Here is a 19,118-nt window from a genome sequence, read left to right as displayed (position 1 = left end):
GTGTTTCGCGGTAAAATAGACGAGCCGGACAGGTGCTGAAACACCGGCTCTGCTCTAACCACTCAACCTGTCAAAGAGGTCATCATGGCTGACGCTATTTTAGCATCCAGCGGCATCTACGCTATCCGCAACAAAATCAATGGCAAGGTGTATGTTGGCAGCTCTACGATCCTCCGGCGGCGAGCCTCAAGTCATTTTCGCAACCTGAAGAGGGGTGCCCATCAGAATGGGATGCTGCAAAACGCTGTTATAAAGCACGGTATTGAAGCTTTCGCATTCGAGATCCTCGAAGAGGTGTCAGAGTCGGCGGATTTACTCCGAAGGGAGCAGTTCTGGATCGATGAGCTGCGTGCGTGCGAGGACGGTTATAACCTGCGCGCGATCGCATCAAGCAATCTCGGCATGAGGCATACGAATGATGCGAAGGGCAGGATTTCCAAAAATCTAAGTCAATACCTGCAGAATCCGGACGTAAAGGCGCGAATGTCTGCGATCCGCACTGGAATGAAGCGCTCCGAAGTGACGAGAGAGCGAATTGGCGCCGCCCATCGCGGTAAAACGCTGACGGCCGAGCAGAAACAAAATGTGCGGGCGGCTGCGCTATTGCGGGCGCCGCAATCCGAGGAATCAAAGAAAAGACGTGCACTCTCGATGGTAGGGCGCCGCCAGGGCTCGCAAAACAAGATGGCGAGGATGACGGACGAGAAGGTCCGGCAACTCCGCATTCAATTTGATGCTGGTACAGGTGTTACGGTGCTCGCTCAGGAATTTTTGATCTCCATTCGGCAGGCGCGAGACATCGCGAAGCGGAAGGCATGGGGTCATGTGAGGTAAATGTGATCGATCCTATCCTGAACGAAAGGATCCGGCACGCGATCAATACGACCCTGTACGGTAATTTTGTACTGGCGAAGATGATACGCATCCTGAACCTGACCGATGTAGACCTGATTGCGCAGCTGGCAGTCGCTCTTGCAATCGATTGGCTGCAGACGGACCGGTCGACTTCATCATTCCGTACCGCGACTGGCTCAGGTACCCGGCAGATTGTGTTCTTCGGCTGTATGCTTAAAGGCGAGCGAGTCGTTGTGCTGTAGACTTTCTGTTTTTTTGTAACGGATAATTATGGCTCGACTCACAAATGACGAAGCTTGGGCAGGTCCAATAGGACGTGTTTTTTTGGCCTTTGGGACCATCGAAGGCGCTGTATTTATCGCTTTAAGGGACGTGCCCTCCAGTGAAATACATCGGACGGCGCGCCGCTTGCCACTTGGCGTTAGGCTTGAGCTGTTACTGGAGATCCTGGAGGTCTACGAAACCGACGCGCATAAGGCGTTGGCGAAGTGCCTGGGACAGGTTCGATCTTTGTCCAAAAAGCGAAATATTCCTGCTCACAACGGTCTTGCAATCCACCTCAGTGGCGCTGAAGAGAATTTTGCATGGACCGAAATGATCACTTCGCCCCATGATCCTAAGCACAGGCTGTCATTGGACGAGGTAATCGAACTGGCGTCTTCAGCAGAAGCTCTCGCGTCCCAGCTCCACAAATGCTTGGCAGATATTAGAGGTCTGCAATACGTAAAATGAAATGAATCACTTTTTTCTAGGGCCGCCCGGGCAACCAGGCGGCCTTTTTTATTGCCGCAAGCGGACGCGACACGGCGCACGGCCGGAAGGCCATTCCCAAGGGCGGATGCCCAGAAAGCCACCAAATGAAACTCAAACTCGATGCAAATGGCAATGTCGTTGTCCAGGATGGCAAGCCAGTCTACGTACATGACGATGGGAAGGAAGTCCCGTTCGATGCAGCCGCCGCCGTGCAAAAGATCCAGGGTTTGAATGGTGAGGCGAAGGCTCACCGCGAAGCCAAGGAAGCTGCTGAGGCAAAGCTGCAAGCGTTCGCTGGCATTGACGACCCTGCCGCTGCAGCGAAGGCGATCGAACTAATGAAGAACGTCGACGAAGGCAAGTTGGTCGCGGCCGGCAAGGTTGAAGAAATCAAGCTGGCGGCGAAAAAGGCAGCAGAAGAGCAGGTCGCCGCCGCGAACAAGGCCCATGCCGACGAGCTGGCCCGTACCAAGACTGAGCTGGACGCCATTACCGGCAACTTGTATTCGGAAATGATCGGCGGCAGCTTCAATCGCTCGAAACTCATCGCCGACAAGTTCGCCATTCCGGTTGACCTGGTCCAGGCGCGCTTCGGCCAAGCCTTCAAGGTCGAGGCCGGCAAGGTCGTGGCCTACGACGGCGCTGGCAATAAGATTTTCTCGCGCACGCGCCCCGGCGACCTGGCTGACTTCGATGAAGCACTCGAAACCCTGGTGGATCAGTATCTCTACAAGGATCAGATCCTCAAGGGCTCGGGCGCATCCGGCGGTGGCGCCCATCAAGGCGGTGGTGGCGGCCAAAAACAAACGGGCAATCTCGGCGGGACGCGCGAAGAGCGTGCCGCTGCTCTTGCTGCTCAATATCCTGAATTAGCGAAAGGCTAAAAAATGTCTCTCTCCCAAATGCAAGTCTTCAACAAGTACATCATGCCGGCGACTATCGAAACGCTGGCGCAGATGGTGGACAAGTTCAACGCGGCCAGCAACGGCGCCATCCGTCTTACCACCGAAGGCTTCGAAGGCGACTTCCTGCAAGAATCCTTCTTTGCTGCCATCCATTCCGCCCAGCGCCGCGTAAATCGCTACGGCGCCAATGGCGTTGCGGCGTCCACCGACCTTACCCAGCTGAAGCACAATTCGGTGAAGATCGCGGGTGGCTTCGGTCCAATCCGCTTCGAGCCATCGCAGATGACCTGGCTGCACAAGCCGACTGCAGAAGGAATCGAAGTTGCCTCGCGCAATTTCGCTGAAGCGATGCTGGCGGATCAGTTGAACACGGCCATCTTGGCGCTGGTGGCGGCCATCAGCAACAACGCCAACACGGTCAACGATGTGAGCTCGACGCGTGGTGTGGACTATATCGCCATGAACGAAGCCCACGGCAAGTTCGGCGACCACAGCGGCAATTTGGTGGCACAGATCATGAACGGTACGACTTTCCACAAGCTGATCGGCGCCAATCTGGCCAATGCTACTCAGCTGTTCCAGGCCCAAAACGTCCGCGTGGTGGATGTGCTGGGCAAGCCGGTGGTGGTTACCGATGCACCGGCGCTGTACTCGGCGGCCGTCGGTCCAGCACCTGGCCCTGCAGCACCCGCGAAGTTGCGCGTGCTGTCCCTGGCCGAAGGCGCTGCAACCGTTACCGATGGCTCCGACATCATTAGCAACATCGAAACGACCAACGGTTATCAGCGCATCGAAACGACGATGCAGGTCGACTACACCTTCGGTCTGGGCTTGAAGGGCTACACCTGGGACGAAGCCTCGGGCGGCAAGTCGCCATCCGATGCTGCCCTGGGTACCGGCTCCAACTGGGACAAGGTTGCCACCAGCGATAAGCATACGGCTGGCGTGATCACCATCGGTGACGCGACTAAGTAAGCCTGCGCCGCGCCTCTTATCGGGGGGGCGGCTTCTTCCATCAAGCACAAAAAACGGAGTTCTAAATGGAAAAAGATCCGGAAAACATCTGGTATCTGGCAGGGCCGATGTTCCAATACAACGAAGACGTCAAGGCGCTCGCGCGCCAGGCTGGCCTCAAAATCATCGATGCAAACGTCGCGGTCGACCGCGCCAATGCCGCTGCAGACGTGCCGGAAGTCACGATCAAGGCCGAATACATTGATCAAAGCGCGGGCGAGCGCGGGGCGACCGCGGCCGAGTTGATGGCTGCTCGCGCTGATCTGCTGGCTATGCACGATGATTTGCAGCAACGCGAACGCGAGCTGGCGGCCGAGAAAGAGCGCGTTGCCAAGCAGGCGCACGAAAATGATCTCGCTTCCGCCCGCAACGCGGAGCAGGCCCGGGCCAACGAGGCCGAAGCGCAGCGCCTGCGTGACGAAGCCGCGAGCCTCCAAGCCGCCAAGGACGCTGCCGCTGCACAGTCGCAAGTTGCAACGGCCAATGCCACGGCCGATAAGCCAGCGAAGACTGCCAAGGCGTAATCCCTGGCCAACACCGCCCCGCACGCTGGGGCATTTACATCAGGATCAGAATGATCGTCATGGAAACTGGCACCTGCATGCCGGACGACGAGTCATATCCGTGCGATGCCTGAGTGGACGTGCACCACACCTAAAAAGGGGAAAAATGTCTCTCACCACCGCGCAAATGGCTGACGTCAGGCGCTATATGGGCTATTCGCTCGTGGGCACGACCATGCAGATCGGGCCGAATCATGATGTGGTTTATGGTCGCTTCGGCATGACCTTGATGTCGCTGTACACGCGCCTAACGACGCTTACGGGCGATGAGGAGGCTGTGCTGGTCAATACCTACCTCGCCAACCTTGGCCCGCTCGAAACGGCGATCTTCGGCGCCGGCGCAAATCTGGACACCGACCAGGCCGCGATCTGGACGCACAACAAACGCGAGGTTGCTGATCGCACGGCACTGTTTAACCAGGTGCGGCGCCAGATGTGCGAGTTCATCGGTTTTCCGCCAGGTGGCCACCTCGGCACCGGCGGCAACTCAATCAAGCTGGTGAGATCATGAGCTCCTTCCCGGCAGTGAGGATTGATGGCTGTTTCGTCGCAGATAATACTTATCGTGAAGGCGACAAGGTCTGGATCGTGACGAACCTGATCGCACGCGCCAAGGATCTGGACCCGTTCGACTTGCCGCTGGCAGCAATTTATTCGGGTTCGGAAGTGTGGCCGGCAGTCGGCTCGGCCTACGGCATTGCGCATCATATGCGCCGAGCGCTCGATGTCGATACGCGCCACCCGATCATCATGTGCCAACAAGGCTTCATCATGGATGGCTGGCATCGCGTGCTACGTGCCCTAATTGAGGACAAGTCGACCATCAAGGCGGTGCGCTTCGCCGAGACGCCGCCGCATGACTACATAAAGGCCTCCTAATGGACGGCTCCACAATTCAAAACCGCCTGTATCGCGGCTACGCTAAGGCGGCGCAGAAAATCGGCATCGCGCACGATCAGTATCGGCCCGCCGGCGCGCTAACGCCGCTGGCGACCGGGAACAAGCTGGCGAGCCTGCCGGCCAGCTTCAACGCCGAGAGCTTCACCTACGGGAAGCCTAACAAGTACGGCAAGCCAACCTGGTATGCCATCGTTGACGGCGCGCAGACGCGGGTGGGCGACTACTTGGTCGGACCGAGCGGCACGTTCTTCATCGCCGCCCAACAGGCGCTGTTGCCGATCCTGGCAGTCGAGTGCAACCGAACGATTGATATCCTGCGCCCGCAGCAGCAAACGGGTGTGGGTGCGGTCGGCTACGGCGGCGACACAGACGACAACGAGACGCTGCTGATGCAAGCGTGGCCAGCCTCGGTGCTGCAGGGCGCGAAGGGAGAGAAGAATGAAACGAATTTGCCGGGGGACGTCCGCTCGCCTTGGTGGGCCGTGCTGTTGCCTGCGCTCCCAGGTTTGCTGTTGCGCACGGCGGACATCATCACCGACGATTTAGGCCGCCGGCTGCTGGTCAGCTCGGCCGAGCTGACCGATATGGGCTGGCGCATCACAGCAATGCAGGCCCTGACATGAGCGATATCGGTGACGTACAAAACAGCCTCGTGGCCATGGTTGCAGCTGCGGTCTACCCGAGCGGTACCGGCGCCGCCTCTGTCTCCGGCAAGGATATCGTTGTCTACGCCGGCTGGCCGACCAGCTCGCGCCTCGACGCAGATCTACTGGTGGAAAAGGCGCACGTCACTGTTTTTCAGACCCAAACCGAGGCGAACAAGACCCGTTACCCGAAGGACTGGAAGGAGGCGAGCATCAACACCGCAGGCTTGGCCATCGCGGTGACCGGCCAACAGATCACGATCAGCGGCGCACCGCTTGAGTCATTCCAGCCTGAGAACGTCTCGGTCCGGATCGGACGGAAGTCCTACGTGCTTGCCGCGACACCGGAAGACACGCCGGAGACACTGGCTGGTGTTCTGGCGGTGCAGATTGCCGCCGATTGGCCGGCTGCGGTGGCCGCCGGCGGCGTCATCACGCTGCCAGCTGCCGCGAACATCACGGCGGCGCTGATTGGCGTGGCCGGCACCGTAGTGCGCGTGCTTCGCACCCTGGAACGCGTGTTCCATATTACGGTCTGGTCGGCGACGCCGGCACAGCGCGACGTCATCGGCAGGGCACTCGATACCGCACTGGCGGGGATAGAACGCTTCACGCTGGCCGATGGGTACGGTGCGCGGCTCATATATCGAAGCAGCCACATCACTGACCACCAGCAGAAGGCGAAGTTGTATCGGCGCGACTTTCAGTACAGCGTCGAGTATTCGATGACGCAGTCAATGACTGCAACCCAAATCACGCAGACCGCACTGAACAGTACGGGAAGCGCTACTTAGGAATGCCATGAATTTCAATTTAACTGTTGTCGAAGCTTTCCTTTCCCACAGTAAAGGCGAGGTGATCAGCGACGCCGCGCAGGTCGCGCAATATGTCGATTCTGAATGGCAAGGTCATTTGGTGAAGAGTGCTGCGTCGGCGGCGCCCGCCACTAAAACATCGGCTAAGGGAGAAGGCGCCGCGAAGTGACCCAACATCAAGCCATTTTGGCCGCCTTCGGGCGGTTTTTTAATTTCTAGGAGCCGTTCATGACTGTAGTTCAACAGGGCAGCATCAATACCACGGCACTCATCGTGCCCGATCTGTACGTCCAGATTGTTCCACCGAGCGTTGCGCTGCTCAACGGATTGCCGACCAATATCCTAGGCATTGTCGGCACGGCGACCTGGGGGCCAGTCAATGCGCCGGCGGTTATCGGCAGCATGGCCGACTATTCGCGCCAATTCGGTGCCATCATGCCGCGCAAGTACGACATGGGCACGGCCGTGGCTGCTGCAGTGCTGCAGGGGGCCAATAACTTCCGCTGTGTTCGCGTCACCGACGGCACCGATACTGCCGCCAGCGGCACGCTTACAGCCTCTTCAGCCACCGATGCTACGGCTATTGCTGCCGCGATCAATGCCGGCCAGTCCGGATTGCGCGGGCCGTCCCAGCTCGCGGTGGCCACCGCCGCCTTGGCAGTTGTTACCGTCACGTCCAAATATACCGGAACCCTCGGCAATTCCATGGTGGTGTCAATCGGCGCCGGTAGCAAAGCGGCTACCAGTCGCGTCACGATCGCACTGCCTGGTCAAGTCCCGGAGGTGTTTGACAACCTGGGCGTTGCCAGCGCGGCCGCCGCCACCGCTACAGTTGTCGGCGGCACGGACGGCGCTACGACGATTACGGGGACAGTGCTGGTGGGCGTAGACACCGTGCCGCGCAAAGGCATGTACGCGCTCCGCAACACGGGTGTCTCTGTCGCCATGCTGAGCGACGTTGACGATTCGACCCAGTGGTCTACCCAAGCGGCTTTCGGCTTGTCGGAAGGCACGTATATGGTTTTGACAGGCCCGGCCGGCGATACCATCGCCAATGCCGTGACGGCAAAGGCCTCGGCAGGCATCGACTCGTACGCGGCAAAACTGCTCTTCGGCGACTGGATTTACTTTAACGACACCGTCAACAGCCAGGTGCGCTTGATTTCGCCGCAGGGATTCAGCGCCGGCCGGCTGGCCAACCTGTCGCCCGAGCAGTCCAGTTTGAACAAGCCGATGTATGGCATCGTCGGCACGCAGAAATCGCAGCAAAACCTGGTGTATTCGAATGCGGAGCTGCAGTTGCTGGGCCAGGCAGGCATCGACGTCATTACGAATCCGATTCCTGCCGGAAACAGTTTCGGCGCGCGCTTCGGCCACAACACATCGAGTAATGCGGTCACCAACGGCGACAACTATACCCGCCTGACCAATTACATTGCGTACAGCCTTGATGCGGGCATGGGCCAATACATTGGCAAGCTGCAGTCGCCAAGCGTACGCCGCTCTGCATCCGCATCGATTTCGTCCTTGCTGGAAGGCATGAACGGCCAGGGCATGATCGGCAGCGCAGACGGTAGTCAGCCCTACAGCGTGCAGATCAATGATGCCAACAACCCTCAAGCGCGCGTCGCCTTGGGCTACATGCAAGCTGACGTCAAGGTGCGCTACTTGTCGGTGATCGAGAAATTCATCATCAATCTGGAAGGCGGCCAGTCGGTCAATATCAGCCGACAATCCGTCAATTTGGCCTAAGCCGTTCATCCCACCGAGGCCCGCGCTGCCGGGCCGCACTTTTTCTAGGAGCATCAGATGCCGCTTAATGGCTACTCAGTCGGGCGCGACTTGTCGCTCGATATTATCGGCCCCAATGGGCCGATTAATCTTAACCAGATCGTCGGCTTCACAGCTAAACCCGACGTCACTGACAAGAAAATCAAGGGCCTCGATGGCATTACCCGTCATCTGCGCTTTCCTGACGGCTGGTCGGGCTCGTTCGACCTGGAGCGCCAGAACAACGTCGTCGACGACTATTTCTCGACGCTAGAAGCAAACTACTACGCAGGCCTGAACGAAAACCCGGCCACGATCACGGAGACTATCCAGGAAGTGGATGGCTCGGTTTCGCAGTATCGATTCCTGCAAGTACTGCTGACGCTGGAAGACGCCGGTAGCTTCAAGGGCGACGATACCGTGCATCAGAAAGTGCGTTTCGTCGCTGCCCGCCGCGTAAAAGTTTCGTAATTCAACCGCTGCCTGGAAGGTCTGGCGGAAACAAGGAATGCCATGAACACAGAACAAGTAAAAGTGACCTTGCGCGAAGCGCCTGCAGCGCAAGTACTCGCCAAGGCGAATGAAGAGACGGTCGTCACCGATGCGCGCGGCCGAGTTATCAAACTGAAGAAGCCAGGCGTGCTCGCGCAATATCGCCTGATCGAGGCCTTGGGTGACTCGGCTGCCAACCAGACCTATATGGGCATGGTCTTGCCGTTGATCTACGTCACCGCGATCGACGATCTGGCAGTGAACCCTCCTAAGTTGAAAATGCACGTCGAGGCGCTTATTCAGCAGCTGGACGAGGATGGCATCGAAGCCGTCATGAAACACGTCCAGGAAACCTATGGCAAGACGGATCCGGACGCTGACAAGGCTGAATTAAAAAAGTAGTCCGGGCCGGCCCGATTCGCGAATGCCTGTTTCTGGTAAAGAACCATGTGCCATTTGATATTGCGTTCGGGCTGGATGACATTACGCGAACGGGCTGGTGCATCATTTTTTCTGAAATGGACGGCGCGAAATTCAATTTTCACACCATGGCCTATGAGGAGCAGAAATGAAGCATTTTTCGGATATTGGCGGGATGATCAAGCATCTGACCCTCTTAGCTGCCGCTCAGACGCTGGCCGACCATCGTGCGTTGAAGAAGTGCGCCGTAGCGATAGAAAACACGGCCAAAGAAGAGTTCGGGCATTACCAAGGCGAGGTAACGCCGTTTGCTGGCTGGGCAGAATTAGCCGAAAGCACTAAAGAAGATCGACTTGCGAAGGGCTTTACTGAAAATGACCCACTCCTGCGCACTGGCAAGCTCCGTAAATCGGTCAGCCATTTGATCAGCGGCGCCGACGCCGTGATCGGTTCCGAAAGCGAAGTGATGGTGCACCAGGAGCTGGGCACTGACAAAATTCCGCCGCGGGCGGTGCTTGGGCCGGCTGCTATCCGCAATAAACAGCTGATTATGGACACGATTGGTCACTCGGCAGCGGAGGGCCTGCTTTACGGCTCCGGCCTTACATTGGCCAAATTAACGTAAATGCAAAGTAGAAAATAACCGCTGCAAATGCAAAGCCAACCAGGCCAAGCACAAGCAGAGCTCCCGACAAAACGAGCAAGTCAAAGCGTTGGCCCATCGTTAAATGGCGCTTTGCCACCGGACTAGATCGTGATGCAACGCGAGTAAAAGCATCAGCGGGCCTGATATTAGGGTACTGAACCCATGACACCCGGTCGGCCGCCCATTCCTGAATTCTGTGCGACAGCTTCATATTTTCCCAAGGTTTCTCAATGTTTGATGCGTACAAAATCGGCGTAACGCTTTCCCTGACAAATCATGTCAGCAAGGGTCTATTGCTTATGGCCGGGGATTTCGCCAGGACGGAGGCGCAGGCCACGTTGCTCCAGCGGCGCATGAATAGTATCAAAAATGATGCACTTAAAGGTGGTTTGATGCTCGGCGCCGGCGCGGGCATGCTGATGCTGCTCAAGGGACCATATGAAGAAGCCAAGAAGCTCGCCCAGGCACAGGCGAATTTTCAAACGCTGAACTTGTCAGCAGGTGAGAACGCGGAGGTGTTCGGGAAGGCCGCAGCCATGTCGCATAAGCTGCTTGGCACCACGATTACCGAAAACGTGAAGCTGATTCATGACCTGCACACTGCGTTCGGCGATTTGCATCATGCGGTCGACACGGCGGACATGTTTGCCAAAATGTCTATTGTAGGAAAGGTGGCGAACGGCGGCAAGGACATGGACGGCATGATTAATGCGGCAGCGAAGGCTCTGGAGCACCGCGGCGGCAAGGTGATCAATGACCCAGCGGAGTTCAATGCTGAAGCGAGTCTGATGACAAAAGTGATGCTTGCAACCAAGATGCGCGTCAGCCCCAGGGACTACCTGACTGCATCAGGTACCGGCAAGATGGCTTACCAACTATATGACAAAGAATATTTGTACGGAAACTTTGCCGGACAGATGGCAATCAATGGCGGCGCACGCACAGGAACGGAGGCAATGACTGCATTCAGTTCGCTGATCAGCGGGCGCATGGATTCCAAAGGCAAGGGTTTTCTGGCTGACTTGGGACTTTGGCAGGAGGGATTTAGTAAGAAGCGTCTCGCCCTTTTGAATGCCTCAATGAAAGACATGACACCGGAAGAAAAGAGGTTGTCGATCGCCAGTATGGGGGGGCAAAGTATTGTATCGGGCGGCTTGAACGACGCGGATTCGGAATTGTTCGCTCGTCGCCCTGATCTTTTTATCCAAAAGCTTTTACCCTTAATTCGTTCCCGTTTTGGCATGGATCTAACCGATGACCAGATTGCATTAATGGTGGCCAAGAAATTTAATCGGAGCACAGGTAATTTTCTTGGCACTCAGATCACAATGGCATCGAAATTATCCAAAGACACGGCCATTATTAATAAAACGATGGGAGTTGGGGAGGCCTACCAGCACTACCTAAAGTCGCCCGAGGGGGCGGAGGAGGCCGCTGGTGCCGCATGGAAGAATTTTCTTGCTGTATTCGGCTCGGTATATCTTCCTGCCATCACCAAGGGCCTGCTGAAGCTGGCCGCCGGACTGGATTCGATGTCTAAATGGGTCAAGGAGAATGAGGGCCTAGTTCGCGGTTTGGTTGGCGCATTCTCGGTATTGGCAGGTAGTCTAGTGATCGCCGGGTCAATCCTTCTGCTTGGAGCTGCATTTAATTCTCTCGGTTTGTTACTGACTATGGGAACCGGCCTGACTATACCTGCCAGTTTGACGTCCCTGGGAGTCGCAGCGGCAGGTTTGGCTGCCCCTGTCGCGATTGCAGTTCTTGCCATCACAACTATCGCCGGGGCGCTGTATGCATTTCGGCCTATTACAAAGGCCGAAATCGAGGCTGCGAAATTCGAAGGTGGCGCAAAGTTGAGCCCTTCCGCTGCAGCGCGCATCGCCAGCGGGGAACTTGCAGTGCCGTCTCTTCCCGTGGCTCCTCGCATTGCCACTGTGCGATATGGCGCCCCTATGGTTGCCATATCGCAAGGCCCTACGGTTACTTCCCCCCTTGTTGAAAACGCGATTGCAAGCACGACTCAGCGTACCGGCATGGTCGAAACGAATATTCATATTGATGGCGTGAGAATCGGCAAAGCGGTCACCGCCTACCAGACCAAGGCTTCGGCCGGGCCGCAGTCCGGCATTGGACGCTTTGATTCCTCAATGGCAGCACCACAACCGGGGATATCACGATGAAGCCTGACACTTACATGCAGCTCGGCGACATGCAGTTGTCGCGCTACGAGGTGCCCGAATCGATCGGCTTTGGCGGCGAACAGGCACTCGCTGTGCATGAACTGACCGGTGGCAGGCGTGTTGTTGACGCGATGGGGCGACAGGACCGCCCTCTGGAGTGGTCGGGCCTGTTCATCGGCGAAAACGCCAGCGAGCGCGCTCGCTACCTGAACGCGCTGCGGATCGTCGGCAAGCAGGTCAACGTGTCTTGGGCTGAGTTCGCTTACAAGGTGGTCATTCGGTCTGCGCTGCTGGACTACCGGCGCGCCTACGAGATTCCGTACACGATTTCGTGCACGGTCATAGAGGATTTAACGATCCCTGTGTTCGAGTTGACGGCGTCGTCCATCGATTCCGCTATCAGCGACGACATGGATGCAGCGAATGCGCTGGGCGACCAGATCGGCGATGGCACGTTGTCGACGAAGCTGGGCACGCTCAATTCGGCCATCAAATCCGTGTCGTCCTTTGCCGGCGCGGCCCAGAGCACGATCACCAGCGTACTGGGGCCTGTCCTGGCCGTCCAGTCGCGCGTCTCGGCGTTGATTGCCGCGACGGGCAACACGATCTCGAATATCTCGACGGTCGGCGGTGTGCTGCCGAATAACCCGATCGCGATGCAGGCCGCCAAGCTGACCCGCCAAGTGGCGGGCTTTACGCAACTGCCGCTGCTGCTCAACCTGCAGTCGACGGTGGGGCGCATGGGCGCGAACCTGGGCGCGGTGTCCGGCGCCGGGACCAGCATCACGACCGCCGGCGGCAACCTGTTCGCCATGGCATCCAAGGCCTACGGCGACGCCACGCAATGGGTAGGTATCGCCCGGGCCAACAAAATCAGTGACCCGGCGCTGACCGGCGTGCAAACAATCATTATCCCGCGCGTGCCGGGCGAGACAGGGGGCATCAATGCCGGTTAATCCAGATGCGGTATCCGCTGCGCGCCAGCCGCGTGGTATCGTCAATGTGGACGGCGTGCGCGTCGACGGATGGGTGCGGTTCGAAGCCGATAACAACACCTTCAGCGAGGCTGACACGTTCCGCGTGGTGTTCGCGCTGTCGGCGCTGCCGGCCGTCTACGGCGATTCATTTTGGGCATCGCAGACCGAGGTGTTTGTCGAGGTGCTCGCCGGCTTCCCGGCCGACGCTGAGCACTATAGCGCCGCAGAGTTGCGGAGTTGGGTCTACGGGCGCGTCGATGACGTCGAGTTCGACCCGGTCGCGCGCACAGTGGTTGTCTCAGGGCGCGACCTGACTGCCATCCTGATCGACGCGCGGACCATGGAGTCGTTCCAGAACCTGACCGCATCCCAGGTGGCCACGAAGCTGGCCCTGCGCCATGGATTTACGCCAGTGGTCACGGCGACAAAGGATATGGTCGGCAGCTACTACGAGACGGATACGATCAAGGTCAACACGCAGCGCAGCGAGTGGGATATTTTGACCACGCTGGCGGCGGCCGAGGGTTTTACCTGCTTCGTGCGCGGCAAGGAACTGCATTTCGAACCGATTGCGCCGGCGCCTGTCGACAGCTACGCGCTGAGATGGGAGGCCCCGAACGACCAGACGGGCGCCTACAGCTTCAACGGCAAGTCCATCAGCTTCCGCCGCGCGCTGAGCATCGCCCGCGGCGTGGTGGTAGAGGTGACCTACACTGTGCCGAACAAAAAAGGCACGTTCCGCGTGCGCTATCCGAGCAAGGCGGCTGATATCAAAGTTGGCCAGAGCGCCGCTTCGGCGCAGCTCTACCGCATCACCATGCTCGGCACCAGCCCACAGGGCGCGCTGAATCGGGCGCAGCGGGAGCACGCCACAATCACGAAGCACGAGGTCAAGATGGTAGCAAGCCTACCGGCAGACGACATCCTGACGACGACGAATGTCATTACAGTGACCGGCACCGGTACTGCGTTTGATCAAACCTATTATCCGGAGAGCATCATGCGCGAAATGGATGTCAGTACAGGCTATTCGATGACTGTGCACGCGAAAAACCATTCGCCGGAAACGGTCGTGGCGATATGAGGGGCATGCTCAATGCGATGCGCCAGCAGGCACAGGCTGCTCTCGGTGACGTGGCGCTGCCGAGCACTGGCATCGTGCGCAGCTACGACCCGGCGAAATACGCAGTGCGCCTGGAGTTGCAGCCGCAGGGCAACATGACTGGCTGGATCCCGCTCCTGACGCCCTGGGTGGGCAACGGCTGGGGCATGTTCTGCCCGCCGACCATCGGCGACCTGGTCGAGGTCACGTTTTTGAATGGCGACATCAATTCCGGCGTGGCCGGCCTGCGCGCCTTCAACGACCAGGATCTGCCGCTGCCGGTGGTGTCCGGCGAGTTATGGCTGGTGCATGCCGCTGGCGCGTTCCTCAAGCTGTCTAACGGCGGCCAGGTTTTGATCAATTCTCAGGTTGAGATCGACGCCACGGCGCCAATCGTGCAAATCACCGCGACGGGTGCCGTCAATATTGTCGCCACCACGGCGTCCGTAACTGCGACGACGTCGGCATCGGTGACGGCACCGAGCATAACGCTGGGCGCGGCGGCGCAGTCACTGAAAAGCTTCATCACCGACGCGTTCATCTCGCTGTTCAACGGGCACACGCACAACGATCCGCACGGCGGCGTCTCGGGCGCGCCGAATCAGCAGATGACGGCCGCCCACGCGACCACCACAGTAAAGGGCGGCTAATGTCGGATCTATTCCACTATTTCGGCGGCGACCTGTCGCGGTCGTCCACTGGCGACCTGCTCAAGGTGGACGGCACAGGGGAGGGCGTGCAGCGCGTGCTGCGCCGGCTGCTGACGAACCCGGCTCTGATCGACGCTGACGGCAACACGCTGATCCAGGGCGACTACATTTTTCACCCCGACTACGGCGCCGGCCTGCCGCGCATGATTGGCGACACCGTCAACATTCCGAAAATCAAGGGGCGAATCCAAGGGCAAATGTTCCTCGAGGCCTGTGTCGCGCGCAGTCCGGCGCCGGTCATCACGGTGGCCGAGATCCAGGGTGGTGTGTCGGTCGATATCCGCTACAACGATGCTCAGACCGGGGCTTCTGCGGCACTCGCGTTCGATGTAACCAAATAGGGCGATCATGAGTATTTCAACAAAAGATTTTGTAACGCTGGTTCGCGACGCCGTCACGGCGATCCAGGGTTCCGCGAGCGGTTTGGTCAACCTGACCGTCGGCTCGATCCTGCGCGCCGTCGTCGAAGCCAACGCCACAGTTATCCTGTGGCTTCAGGGCCTGATCCTGCAGTTGCTGGCCGCCACGCGCGCGGCGACGTCCAACGATGCTGATCTGGATAGCTGGATGGCTGACTTTGGCGTCGTGCGCCTGGGCGCCGTTCCGGCCTCGGGCCTGGTCTCGTTCTCGCGCTTCACATCGACCGCCCAGGCTGTCGTCCCGGTTGGCGCCACCGTTTTGACGCTCGACGGCACGCAGGCGTATATCGCGCTGCTCGACGCGACGAACGTCGCGTACAGCGCGCTTCTGGGCGGCTACGTGCTTGCGCCGGGCGTGGCGAGCATCAATATCACCGTGACCGCATTGACGCCTGGTGCAGCGGCAAACGCAGTGGCCGGCCAGATCGCATTGATCAACCAACCAATCCCTGGCGTTGATACCGTAACGAACCCGACCGCCTTCGCGAATGGCGTCGACGCAGAGAAAAACGCTGCACTGCGAGCCCGTTTCATCACCTACATCGCCTCGCTGTCGAAGGCGACCAAGCTGGCGATCGGGAACGCCATCACGTCGCTGGCGCAGGGCGTGACTTTCTCGCTGACCGAGAATTTCACCTACGGCGGCGTGGTACAGAACGGCTACTTTTTCGCTGTCGTCGATGATGGCACTGGCTACCCTCCATCGCAACTTCTGCTTTCGGCGGCAAATGCGATCGACCTGGTTCGTCCGTTTACATCAACGTTCGGCGTTTTTGCCCCCGTGGTGGTAACCGCCGACATCGCTATGACGATCACTACGGCTGCCGGCTATGACCACACAGCGACGGCCGCGCTCGTGGCATTGGCGCAGGGTGGCTACGTCAATTCTCTGACTCTGGGGCAGAAATTGGCGTTCTCGCGTTTGACTCAGATCGCCTACGATGCCTCACCTGGTGTTACGAACGTGACCGCTGTAATGCTCAATGGCGGCACGGCAGACCTGGATGCCACCGCCCTACAGGTCATCAAGACCGGAACCGTGAGTGTGGCGTGATGACAGGCGATCAATCCGATATCGTTGCGCGCATCAAGAGCGTGCTGCCTCCATGGTTCGGTCCTGTGCCGGACCTGATTGACGCGTTGGTACATGGTTTGGCCAACGTGTCCGCATTCACATATTCGCTTTTCCAGTATGCGGTGTTGCAAACCCGCATCAAGACCGCGACTGACGGCTGGCTTGACATGATTGCCGCAGATTTTTTCGGTAATGCGCTGATACGGGCTGCAAACCAGTCCGACGCTAGCTTCCGCGCGCGAATCATCATCAACCTGTTTCGTGAGCGCGCCACGCGCAATGCCATCACCCGGGTATTGACTGACCTGACTGGGCGCGCGCCGATCATCATCGAGCCCCAACGGCCCGCAGACACCGGTGCGTATAGTGCGCCAAACAGCGGCTACGGCGTGGCTGGGGCCTACGGCTCAATGCTGCTGCCGTTCCAGGCGTTCGTGCAGGCTTACCGGCCGGCGTCGTCGGGTATTCCGTACATAGCAGGCTACGGCTCGCCGCCAGGCGGTTACAGTGCGCCGTCGCGTGCCTCCTACGCGACGATGTCGCAAAGCACTGGCGCAGTGACCGACGCTGACTTGTATGCGGCCGTTGACAGTGTGAAGCCGGTCGGAACTATCGTCTGGATGAATATCCGCTCCTGATAAAAATACAACTCACCACCAAGGGCCGCACATGCGGCTCTTTTTTTGGAGTAAATTTTGAAACGACAAATTATCTACCCTGGCCAAATCCCCCTGGAGACCGACCTGCTTGCCACGAACAAGAACACGATGATTGCACTGGCAAAGTTGACGGCGGCAATTATCGGCACCGCGACGATGGTCAACGGCCTCACTTGCGCGCCAAACGTCCCTGCGGCGCTCAGCGTCGTAGTATCCCCTGGCGAAATCTACAGCCTACAGAACATCGACGGCACGGCGTATAGTTCGATTGCCGCCGACACCACCCATTCGATCATGAAGCAGGGGATCTCGATGGATTCCGTGACGTTGACGTGTCCAGCGCCCGCTATGGCTGGCCAAAGCATTAATTATCTGATTCAGGCAGCATTTTCCGAAGTGGACAGCGGGGCGGTGGTTCTGCCGTACTACAACGCCAGCAATCCGTCGACCGCCTACAGTGGCCCTGCCGGCGCCGGCACGACGAACAATACGGTGCGCGATGGAGTTGTGGTGCTGTCGGCAAAGGCTGGCATTGCGACCTTGACTGGATCGCAGGTGACGCCGGTGGCGGATGCCGGCTATGTCGGCCTGTGGGTCGTCACGGTTGCGAACGGGCAGACAGCGATCACGGCTGGCAACATCACTCAGGCGGCCGGTGCCCCATTCTCTGGTACAGCTGCAATGCTGAATGCGTTGAATGCGTTCACGGTTTCGCCGACAGCGCCAACCCCTGCCCAATTTGATTCCAGCACAAAGATGGCCACGATGGCCGCTGTACAGCGTGCGCAGGGCAGCTACAACGGCTACGTTGTTGTCGATGGATCGCGTGCACTCGCGGTCAATGATATTGGGAAAATTCTATACATGTTTGCAGGGACGCTAACCCTTCCATCCCCGTCCTCACTTGGCATCCCTATCGGTGCCGCGTTCGATGTTTTCGGCTACTCGGGGAATTCTGCATCCACCAAAATTATTCCTGCTGCCGGTGTTGTCATCAATCAGGGCGAACCAATCAGTCAATTGGTTATTTTAAAAGGGCAGGCTGCGCGTCTATTTGCCGCCACCAGTTCGGGCTGGCAGGTCACATTGTCGACGGCCAATTTATCTCAGAACGCCGAATTGGCGAACTACTTTGCGAACAAAGCTGTGACGCCTCCGCAATTTGATAATAGCGATCGCATCGCAACCACTACGGCCTTGCAGCGCGGCCTTGGCAACCTTCGGGGCGTGCGTGTGATTGCCGCAAGCACCACGTTGACTGTGGACGATGTCGGGATGCTCATTGAAGTTGGCGGCAGCGCTGCGCTAACGCTGGGTTTGCCTACGCCAGTTGGCATCTCGGGTTCTACGATTAATCTGCAGCTCGGCACATCGGCCAAAGTAACGCTTTCCACTCCAGCTGGTTTGATTTTTATCAATGGCACCTATGCCGCCGCGTTCCCAATACAGGGGGCGGGTACGTCGCTCGCGCTGGTTTCCGATGGCAGTAACTGGACGCAGTACGGCAACACCGGAAGCTCATCCCTGGCGCCAAACGGTTATCAAACTTCGGCGGGCGGGGTCTTGGAGCAATGGGGAGTAGTCACGTTGGGTGCGCCGGGTACCAGCACAGTATGGACATTTCCAACACCTTTCCCCTCGGTTGCGCCTTATGGAGTGTGGGCGTGCAATTCCTCTTCAGGGGGAACGCCTTATTACACCAGCTCGAATGCCGTCCCTGGCCTTAGCACGGCATCATTTACCAGTAACGCACCAGCCGGAACGATTGCCTATGTACGCGTAATCGGAAAATCATCTTAAGGAACCGTCATGCTCTATTCAAAAGCTACCCATCTTTTTTATGCCCTGGCGTTGCGGGCATCGTTTGAGGCGGCTGGTACGCTGCCTGACGACGTTGTTGAGGTCGGCGAAGATGATTTCATTGCTGCAACGGCATGCCGTGCGGCCGGTGGCGCGTTCTCGTTTTCCGACGGCGTGCTGACCTGTGTCGACATTCCGGTCAATTGCAATGCGCAAATTCTTGCGGAAATAGCCGATCTGGAAAGTACCGCCACGCCGCGCCGCATCCGTGAGGCTGCGCTGGGAACTGACGATGGCTGGTTGCTCGCCCTTGATGAACAGATTTCTGACCTGCGAAAGAAACTGACCTGACCACAATTGCCGCCTACGGGCGGCTTTTTCATTTCCACCACCTGAAAGGCACTACATGGCCATCGAAA

The 19,118-nt window shown here is 58.4% G+C and carries 24 protein-coding genes; all 24 read left to right on the top strand.

Going from position 1 to position 19,118, the window contains the following annotated elements:
* The first annotated feature begins 84 nt into the window (after positions 1 to 84).
* The 24 genes from OX460_RS07475 to OX460_RS07360 all read left to right on the top strand — a co-directional run bounded on the left by OX460_RS07475 (position 85) and on the right by OX460_RS07360 (position 19,050).
* Positions 85 to 834, top strand: coding sequence for a GIY-YIG nuclease family protein (locus tag OX460_RS07475; RefSeq protein ID WP_289898274.1), 750 nt, complete (start codon positions 85 to 87; stop codon positions 832 to 834).
* A 2-nt stretch (positions 835 to 836) separates the two neighbouring features.
* On the top strand, positions 837 to 1,097 hold the full coding sequence (locus OX460_RS07470; protein ID WP_289898273.1) for a hypothetical protein: 261 nt from the start codon (positions 837 to 839) through the stop codon (positions 1,095 to 1,097).
* Positions 1,098 to 1,125: 28 nt separating this feature from the next.
* Entirely contained in the window at positions 1,126 to 1,587 is a 462-nt protein-coding gene (locus tag OX460_RS07465) for a hypothetical protein (RefSeq protein ID WP_289898272.1), read from the top strand.
* Positions 1,588 to 1,712: 125 nt separating this feature from the next.
* The gene (locus tag OX460_RS07460) at positions 1,713 to 2,492 is read left to right on the top strand and encodes a DUF6651 domain-containing protein (protein ID WP_289898271.1); all 780 of its coding nucleotides are present in this window, start codon (positions 1,713 to 1,715) and stop codon (positions 2,490 to 2,492) included.
* A 3-nt stretch (positions 2,493 to 2,495) separates the two neighbouring features.
* On the top strand, positions 2,496 to 3,488 hold the full coding sequence (locus OX460_RS07455) for a major capsid protein (protein ID WP_289898270.1): 993 nt from the start codon (positions 2,496 to 2,498) through the stop codon (positions 3,486 to 3,488).
* Between the two features lie 65 nt (positions 3,489 to 3,553).
* Positions 3,554 to 4,051 carry a hypothetical protein gene (locus OX460_RS07450; protein ID WP_289898269.1) on the top strand — a complete coding sequence of 166 codons (498 nt, stop codon included), beginning with the start codon at positions 3,554 to 3,556 and terminating at the stop codon, positions 4,049 to 4,051.
* Positions 4,052 to 4,196: 145 nt separating this feature from the next.
* The gene (locus tag OX460_RS07445) at positions 4,197 to 4,601 is read left to right on the top strand and encodes a hypothetical protein (RefSeq protein ID WP_289898268.1); all 405 of its coding nucleotides are present in this window, start codon (positions 4,197 to 4,199) and stop codon (positions 4,599 to 4,601) included.
* Entirely contained in the window at positions 4,598 to 4,969 is a 372-nt protein-coding gene (locus OX460_RS07440; RefSeq protein ID WP_289898267.1) for a hypothetical protein, read from the top strand. The genes OX460_RS07445 and OX460_RS07440 overlap by 4 nt, the downstream gene beginning before the upstream one ends.
* Positions 4,969 to 5,613 carry a hypothetical protein gene (locus tag OX460_RS07435; RefSeq protein WP_289898266.1) on the top strand — a complete coding sequence of 215 codons (645 nt, stop codon included), beginning with the start codon at positions 4,969 to 4,971 and terminating at the stop codon, positions 5,611 to 5,613. Before OX460_RS07440 ends, OX460_RS07435 begins: the two co-directional genes overlap by 1 nt.
* The gene (locus OX460_RS07430; protein ID WP_289898265.1) at positions 5,610 to 6,428 is read left to right on the top strand and encodes a hypothetical protein; all 819 of its coding nucleotides are present in this window, start codon (positions 5,610 to 5,612) and stop codon (positions 6,426 to 6,428) included. Before OX460_RS07435 ends, OX460_RS07430 begins: the two co-directional genes overlap by 4 nt.
* Before the next feature lie 7 nt (positions 6,429 to 6,435).
* Positions 6,436 to 6,618, top strand: coding sequence for a hypothetical protein (locus OX460_RS07425; protein WP_289898264.1), 183 nt, complete (start codon positions 6,436 to 6,438; stop codon positions 6,616 to 6,618).
* A 59-nt stretch (positions 6,619 to 6,677) separates the two neighbouring features.
* Entirely contained in the window at positions 6,678 to 8,201 is a 1,524-nt protein-coding gene (locus OX460_RS07420) for a phage tail protein (RefSeq protein WP_289898263.1), read from the top strand.
* A gap of 57 nt (positions 8,202 to 8,258) precedes the next feature.
* On the top strand, positions 8,259 to 8,690 hold the full coding sequence (locus OX460_RS07415; RefSeq protein ID WP_289898262.1) for a hypothetical protein: 432 nt from the start codon (positions 8,259 to 8,261) through the stop codon (positions 8,688 to 8,690).
* 42 nt (positions 8,691 to 8,732) lie between these two features.
* Positions 8,733 to 9,113, top strand: a complete 381-nt coding sequence (locus tag OX460_RS07410; protein ID WP_121669701.1) for a hypothetical protein — start codon at positions 8,733 to 8,735, stop codon at positions 9,111 to 9,113.
* Positions 9,114 to 9,279: 166 nt separating this feature from the next.
* A complete protein-coding gene (locus OX460_RS07405) occupies positions 9,280 to 9,756 on the top strand; it encodes a hypothetical protein (RefSeq protein WP_289898261.1) in 477 nt (158 codons plus the stop codon).
* 251 nt (positions 9,757 to 10,007) lie between these two features.
* The gene (locus OX460_RS07400) at positions 10,008 to 11,957 is read left to right on the top strand and encodes a hypothetical protein (protein ID WP_289898260.1); all 1,950 of its coding nucleotides are present in this window, start codon (positions 10,008 to 10,010) and stop codon (positions 11,955 to 11,957) included.
* Complete coding sequence (locus OX460_RS07395) at positions 11,954 to 12,913, top strand: hypothetical protein (protein ID WP_289898259.1); 960 nt, start codon at positions 11,954 to 11,956, stop codon at positions 12,911 to 12,913. The genes OX460_RS07400 and OX460_RS07395 overlap by 4 nt, the downstream gene beginning before the upstream one ends.
* Positions 12,903 to 14,018 carry a hypothetical protein gene (locus tag OX460_RS07390; protein ID WP_289898258.1) on the top strand — a complete coding sequence of 372 codons (1,116 nt, stop codon included), beginning with the start codon at positions 12,903 to 12,905 and terminating at the stop codon, positions 14,016 to 14,018. Before OX460_RS07395 ends, OX460_RS07390 begins: the two co-directional genes overlap by 11 nt.
* 5 nt (positions 14,019 to 14,023) lie before the next feature.
* Complete coding sequence (locus OX460_RS07385; RefSeq protein WP_289898257.1) at positions 14,024 to 14,686, top strand: phage baseplate assembly protein V; 663 nt, start codon at positions 14,024 to 14,026, stop codon at positions 14,684 to 14,686.
* Positions 14,686 to 15,087, top strand: coding sequence for a phage tail protein (locus tag OX460_RS07380; protein ID WP_289898256.1), 402 nt, complete (start codon positions 14,686 to 14,688; stop codon positions 15,085 to 15,087). Before OX460_RS07385 ends, OX460_RS07380 begins: the two co-directional genes overlap by 1 nt.
* A 7-nt stretch (positions 15,088 to 15,094) precedes the next feature.
* Positions 15,095 to 16,219, top strand: a complete 1,125-nt coding sequence (locus tag OX460_RS07375) for a baseplate J/gp47 family protein (RefSeq protein WP_289898255.1) — start codon at positions 15,095 to 15,097, stop codon at positions 16,217 to 16,219.
* Complete coding sequence (locus OX460_RS07370) at positions 16,219 to 16,878, top strand: hypothetical protein (RefSeq protein ID WP_289898424.1); 660 nt, start codon at positions 16,219 to 16,221, stop codon at positions 16,876 to 16,878. The genes OX460_RS07375 and OX460_RS07370 overlap by 1 nt, the downstream gene beginning before the upstream one ends.
* Positions 16,879 to 16,935: 57 nt before the next feature.
* Positions 16,936 to 18,699: a hypothetical protein gene (locus tag OX460_RS07365; RefSeq protein ID WP_289898254.1), complete on the top strand. Its 1,764-nt coding sequence runs from the start codon at positions 16,936 to 16,938 to the stop codon at positions 18,697 to 18,699.
* A 9-nt stretch (positions 18,700 to 18,708) separates the two neighbouring features.
* Positions 18,709 to 19,050, top strand: coding sequence for a hypothetical protein (locus OX460_RS07360; RefSeq protein WP_289898253.1), 342 nt, complete (start codon positions 18,709 to 18,711; stop codon positions 19,048 to 19,050).
* Positions 19,051 to 19,118: the final 68 nt, after the last annotated feature.

Source organism: Janthinobacterium sp. SUN033, from assembly GCF_030397595.1.
GTDB classification, from domain to species: Bacteria; Pseudomonadota; Gammaproteobacteria; order Burkholderiales; family Burkholderiaceae_D; genus Janthinobacterium; species Janthinobacterium kumbetense.
The sequence above is the reverse complement of the archived record's forward strand: the minus strand, read 5'-3'. Positions and strand labels throughout refer to the sequence as shown.

Coding starts and splice junctions, on each gene's coding strand:
- OX460_RS07455 (WP_289898270.1), top strand. CDS start 2,496: ATGTCTCTCTCCCAAATGCAAGTCTTCAACAAGTACATCATGCCGGCG.
- OX460_RS07405 (WP_289898261.1), top strand. CDS start 9,280: ATGAAGCATTTTTCGGATATTGGCGGGATGATCAAGCATCTGACCCTC.
- OX460_RS07435 (WP_289898266.1), top strand. CDS start 4,969: ATGGACGGCTCCACAATTCAAAACCGCCTGTATCGCGGCTACGCTAAG.
- OX460_RS07420 (WP_289898263.1), top strand. CDS start 6,678: ATGACTGTAGTTCAACAGGGCAGCATCAATACCACGGCACTCATCGTG.
- OX460_RS07440 (WP_289898267.1), top strand. CDS start 4,598: ATGAGCTCCTTCCCGGCAGTGAGGATTGATGGCTGTTTCGTCGCAGAT.
- OX460_RS07450 (WP_289898269.1), top strand. CDS start 3,554: ATGGAAAAAGATCCGGAAAACATCTGGTATCTGGCAGGGCCGATGTTC.
- OX460_RS07390 (WP_289898258.1), top strand. CDS start 12,903: ATGCCGGTTAATCCAGATGCGGTATCCGCTGCGCGCCAGCCGCGTGGT.
- OX460_RS07380 (WP_289898256.1), top strand. CDS start 14,686: ATGTCGGATCTATTCCACTATTTCGGCGGCGACCTGTCGCGGTCGTCC.
- OX460_RS07385 (WP_289898257.1), top strand. CDS start 14,024: ATGCTCAATGCGATGCGCCAGCAGGCACAGGCTGCTCTCGGTGACGTG.
- OX460_RS07430 (WP_289898265.1), top strand. CDS start 5,610: ATGAGCGATATCGGTGACGTACAAAACAGCCTCGTGGCCATGGTTGCA.
- OX460_RS07425 (WP_289898264.1), top strand. CDS start 6,436: ATGAATTTCAATTTAACTGTTGTCGAAGCTTTCCTTTCCCACAGTAAA.
- OX460_RS07400 (WP_289898260.1), top strand. CDS start 10,008: ATGTTTGATGCGTACAAAATCGGCGTAACGCTTTCCCTGACAAATCAT.
- OX460_RS07375 (WP_289898255.1), top strand. CDS start 15,095: ATGAGTATTTCAACAAAAGATTTTGTAACGCTGGTTCGCGACGCCGTC.
- OX460_RS07415 (WP_289898262.1), top strand. CDS start 8,259: ATGCCGCTTAATGGCTACTCAGTCGGGCGCGACTTGTCGCTCGATATT.
- OX460_RS07370 (WP_289898424.1), top strand. CDS start 16,219: ATGACAGGCGATCAATCCGATATCGTTGCGCGCATCAAGAGCGTGCTG.
- OX460_RS07465 (WP_289898272.1), top strand. CDS start 1,126: ATGGCTCGACTCACAAATGACGAAGCTTGGGCAGGTCCAATAGGACGT.
- OX460_RS07395 (WP_289898259.1), top strand. CDS start 11,954: ATGAAGCCTGACACTTACATGCAGCTCGGCGACATGCAGTTGTCGCGC.
- OX460_RS07410 (WP_121669701.1), top strand. CDS start 8,733: ATGAACACAGAACAAGTAAAAGTGACCTTGCGCGAAGCGCCTGCAGCG.
- OX460_RS07360 (WP_289898253.1), top strand. CDS start 18,709: ATGCTCTATTCAAAAGCTACCCATCTTTTTTATGCCCTGGCGTTGCGG.
- OX460_RS07460 (WP_289898271.1), top strand. CDS start 1,713: ATGAAACTCAAACTCGATGCAAATGGCAATGTCGTTGTCCAGGATGGC.
- OX460_RS07445 (WP_289898268.1), top strand. CDS start 4,197: ATGTCTCTCACCACCGCGCAAATGGCTGACGTCAGGCGCTATATGGGC.
- OX460_RS07475 (WP_289898274.1), top strand. CDS start 85: ATGGCTGACGCTATTTTAGCATCCAGCGGCATCTACGCTATCCGCAAC.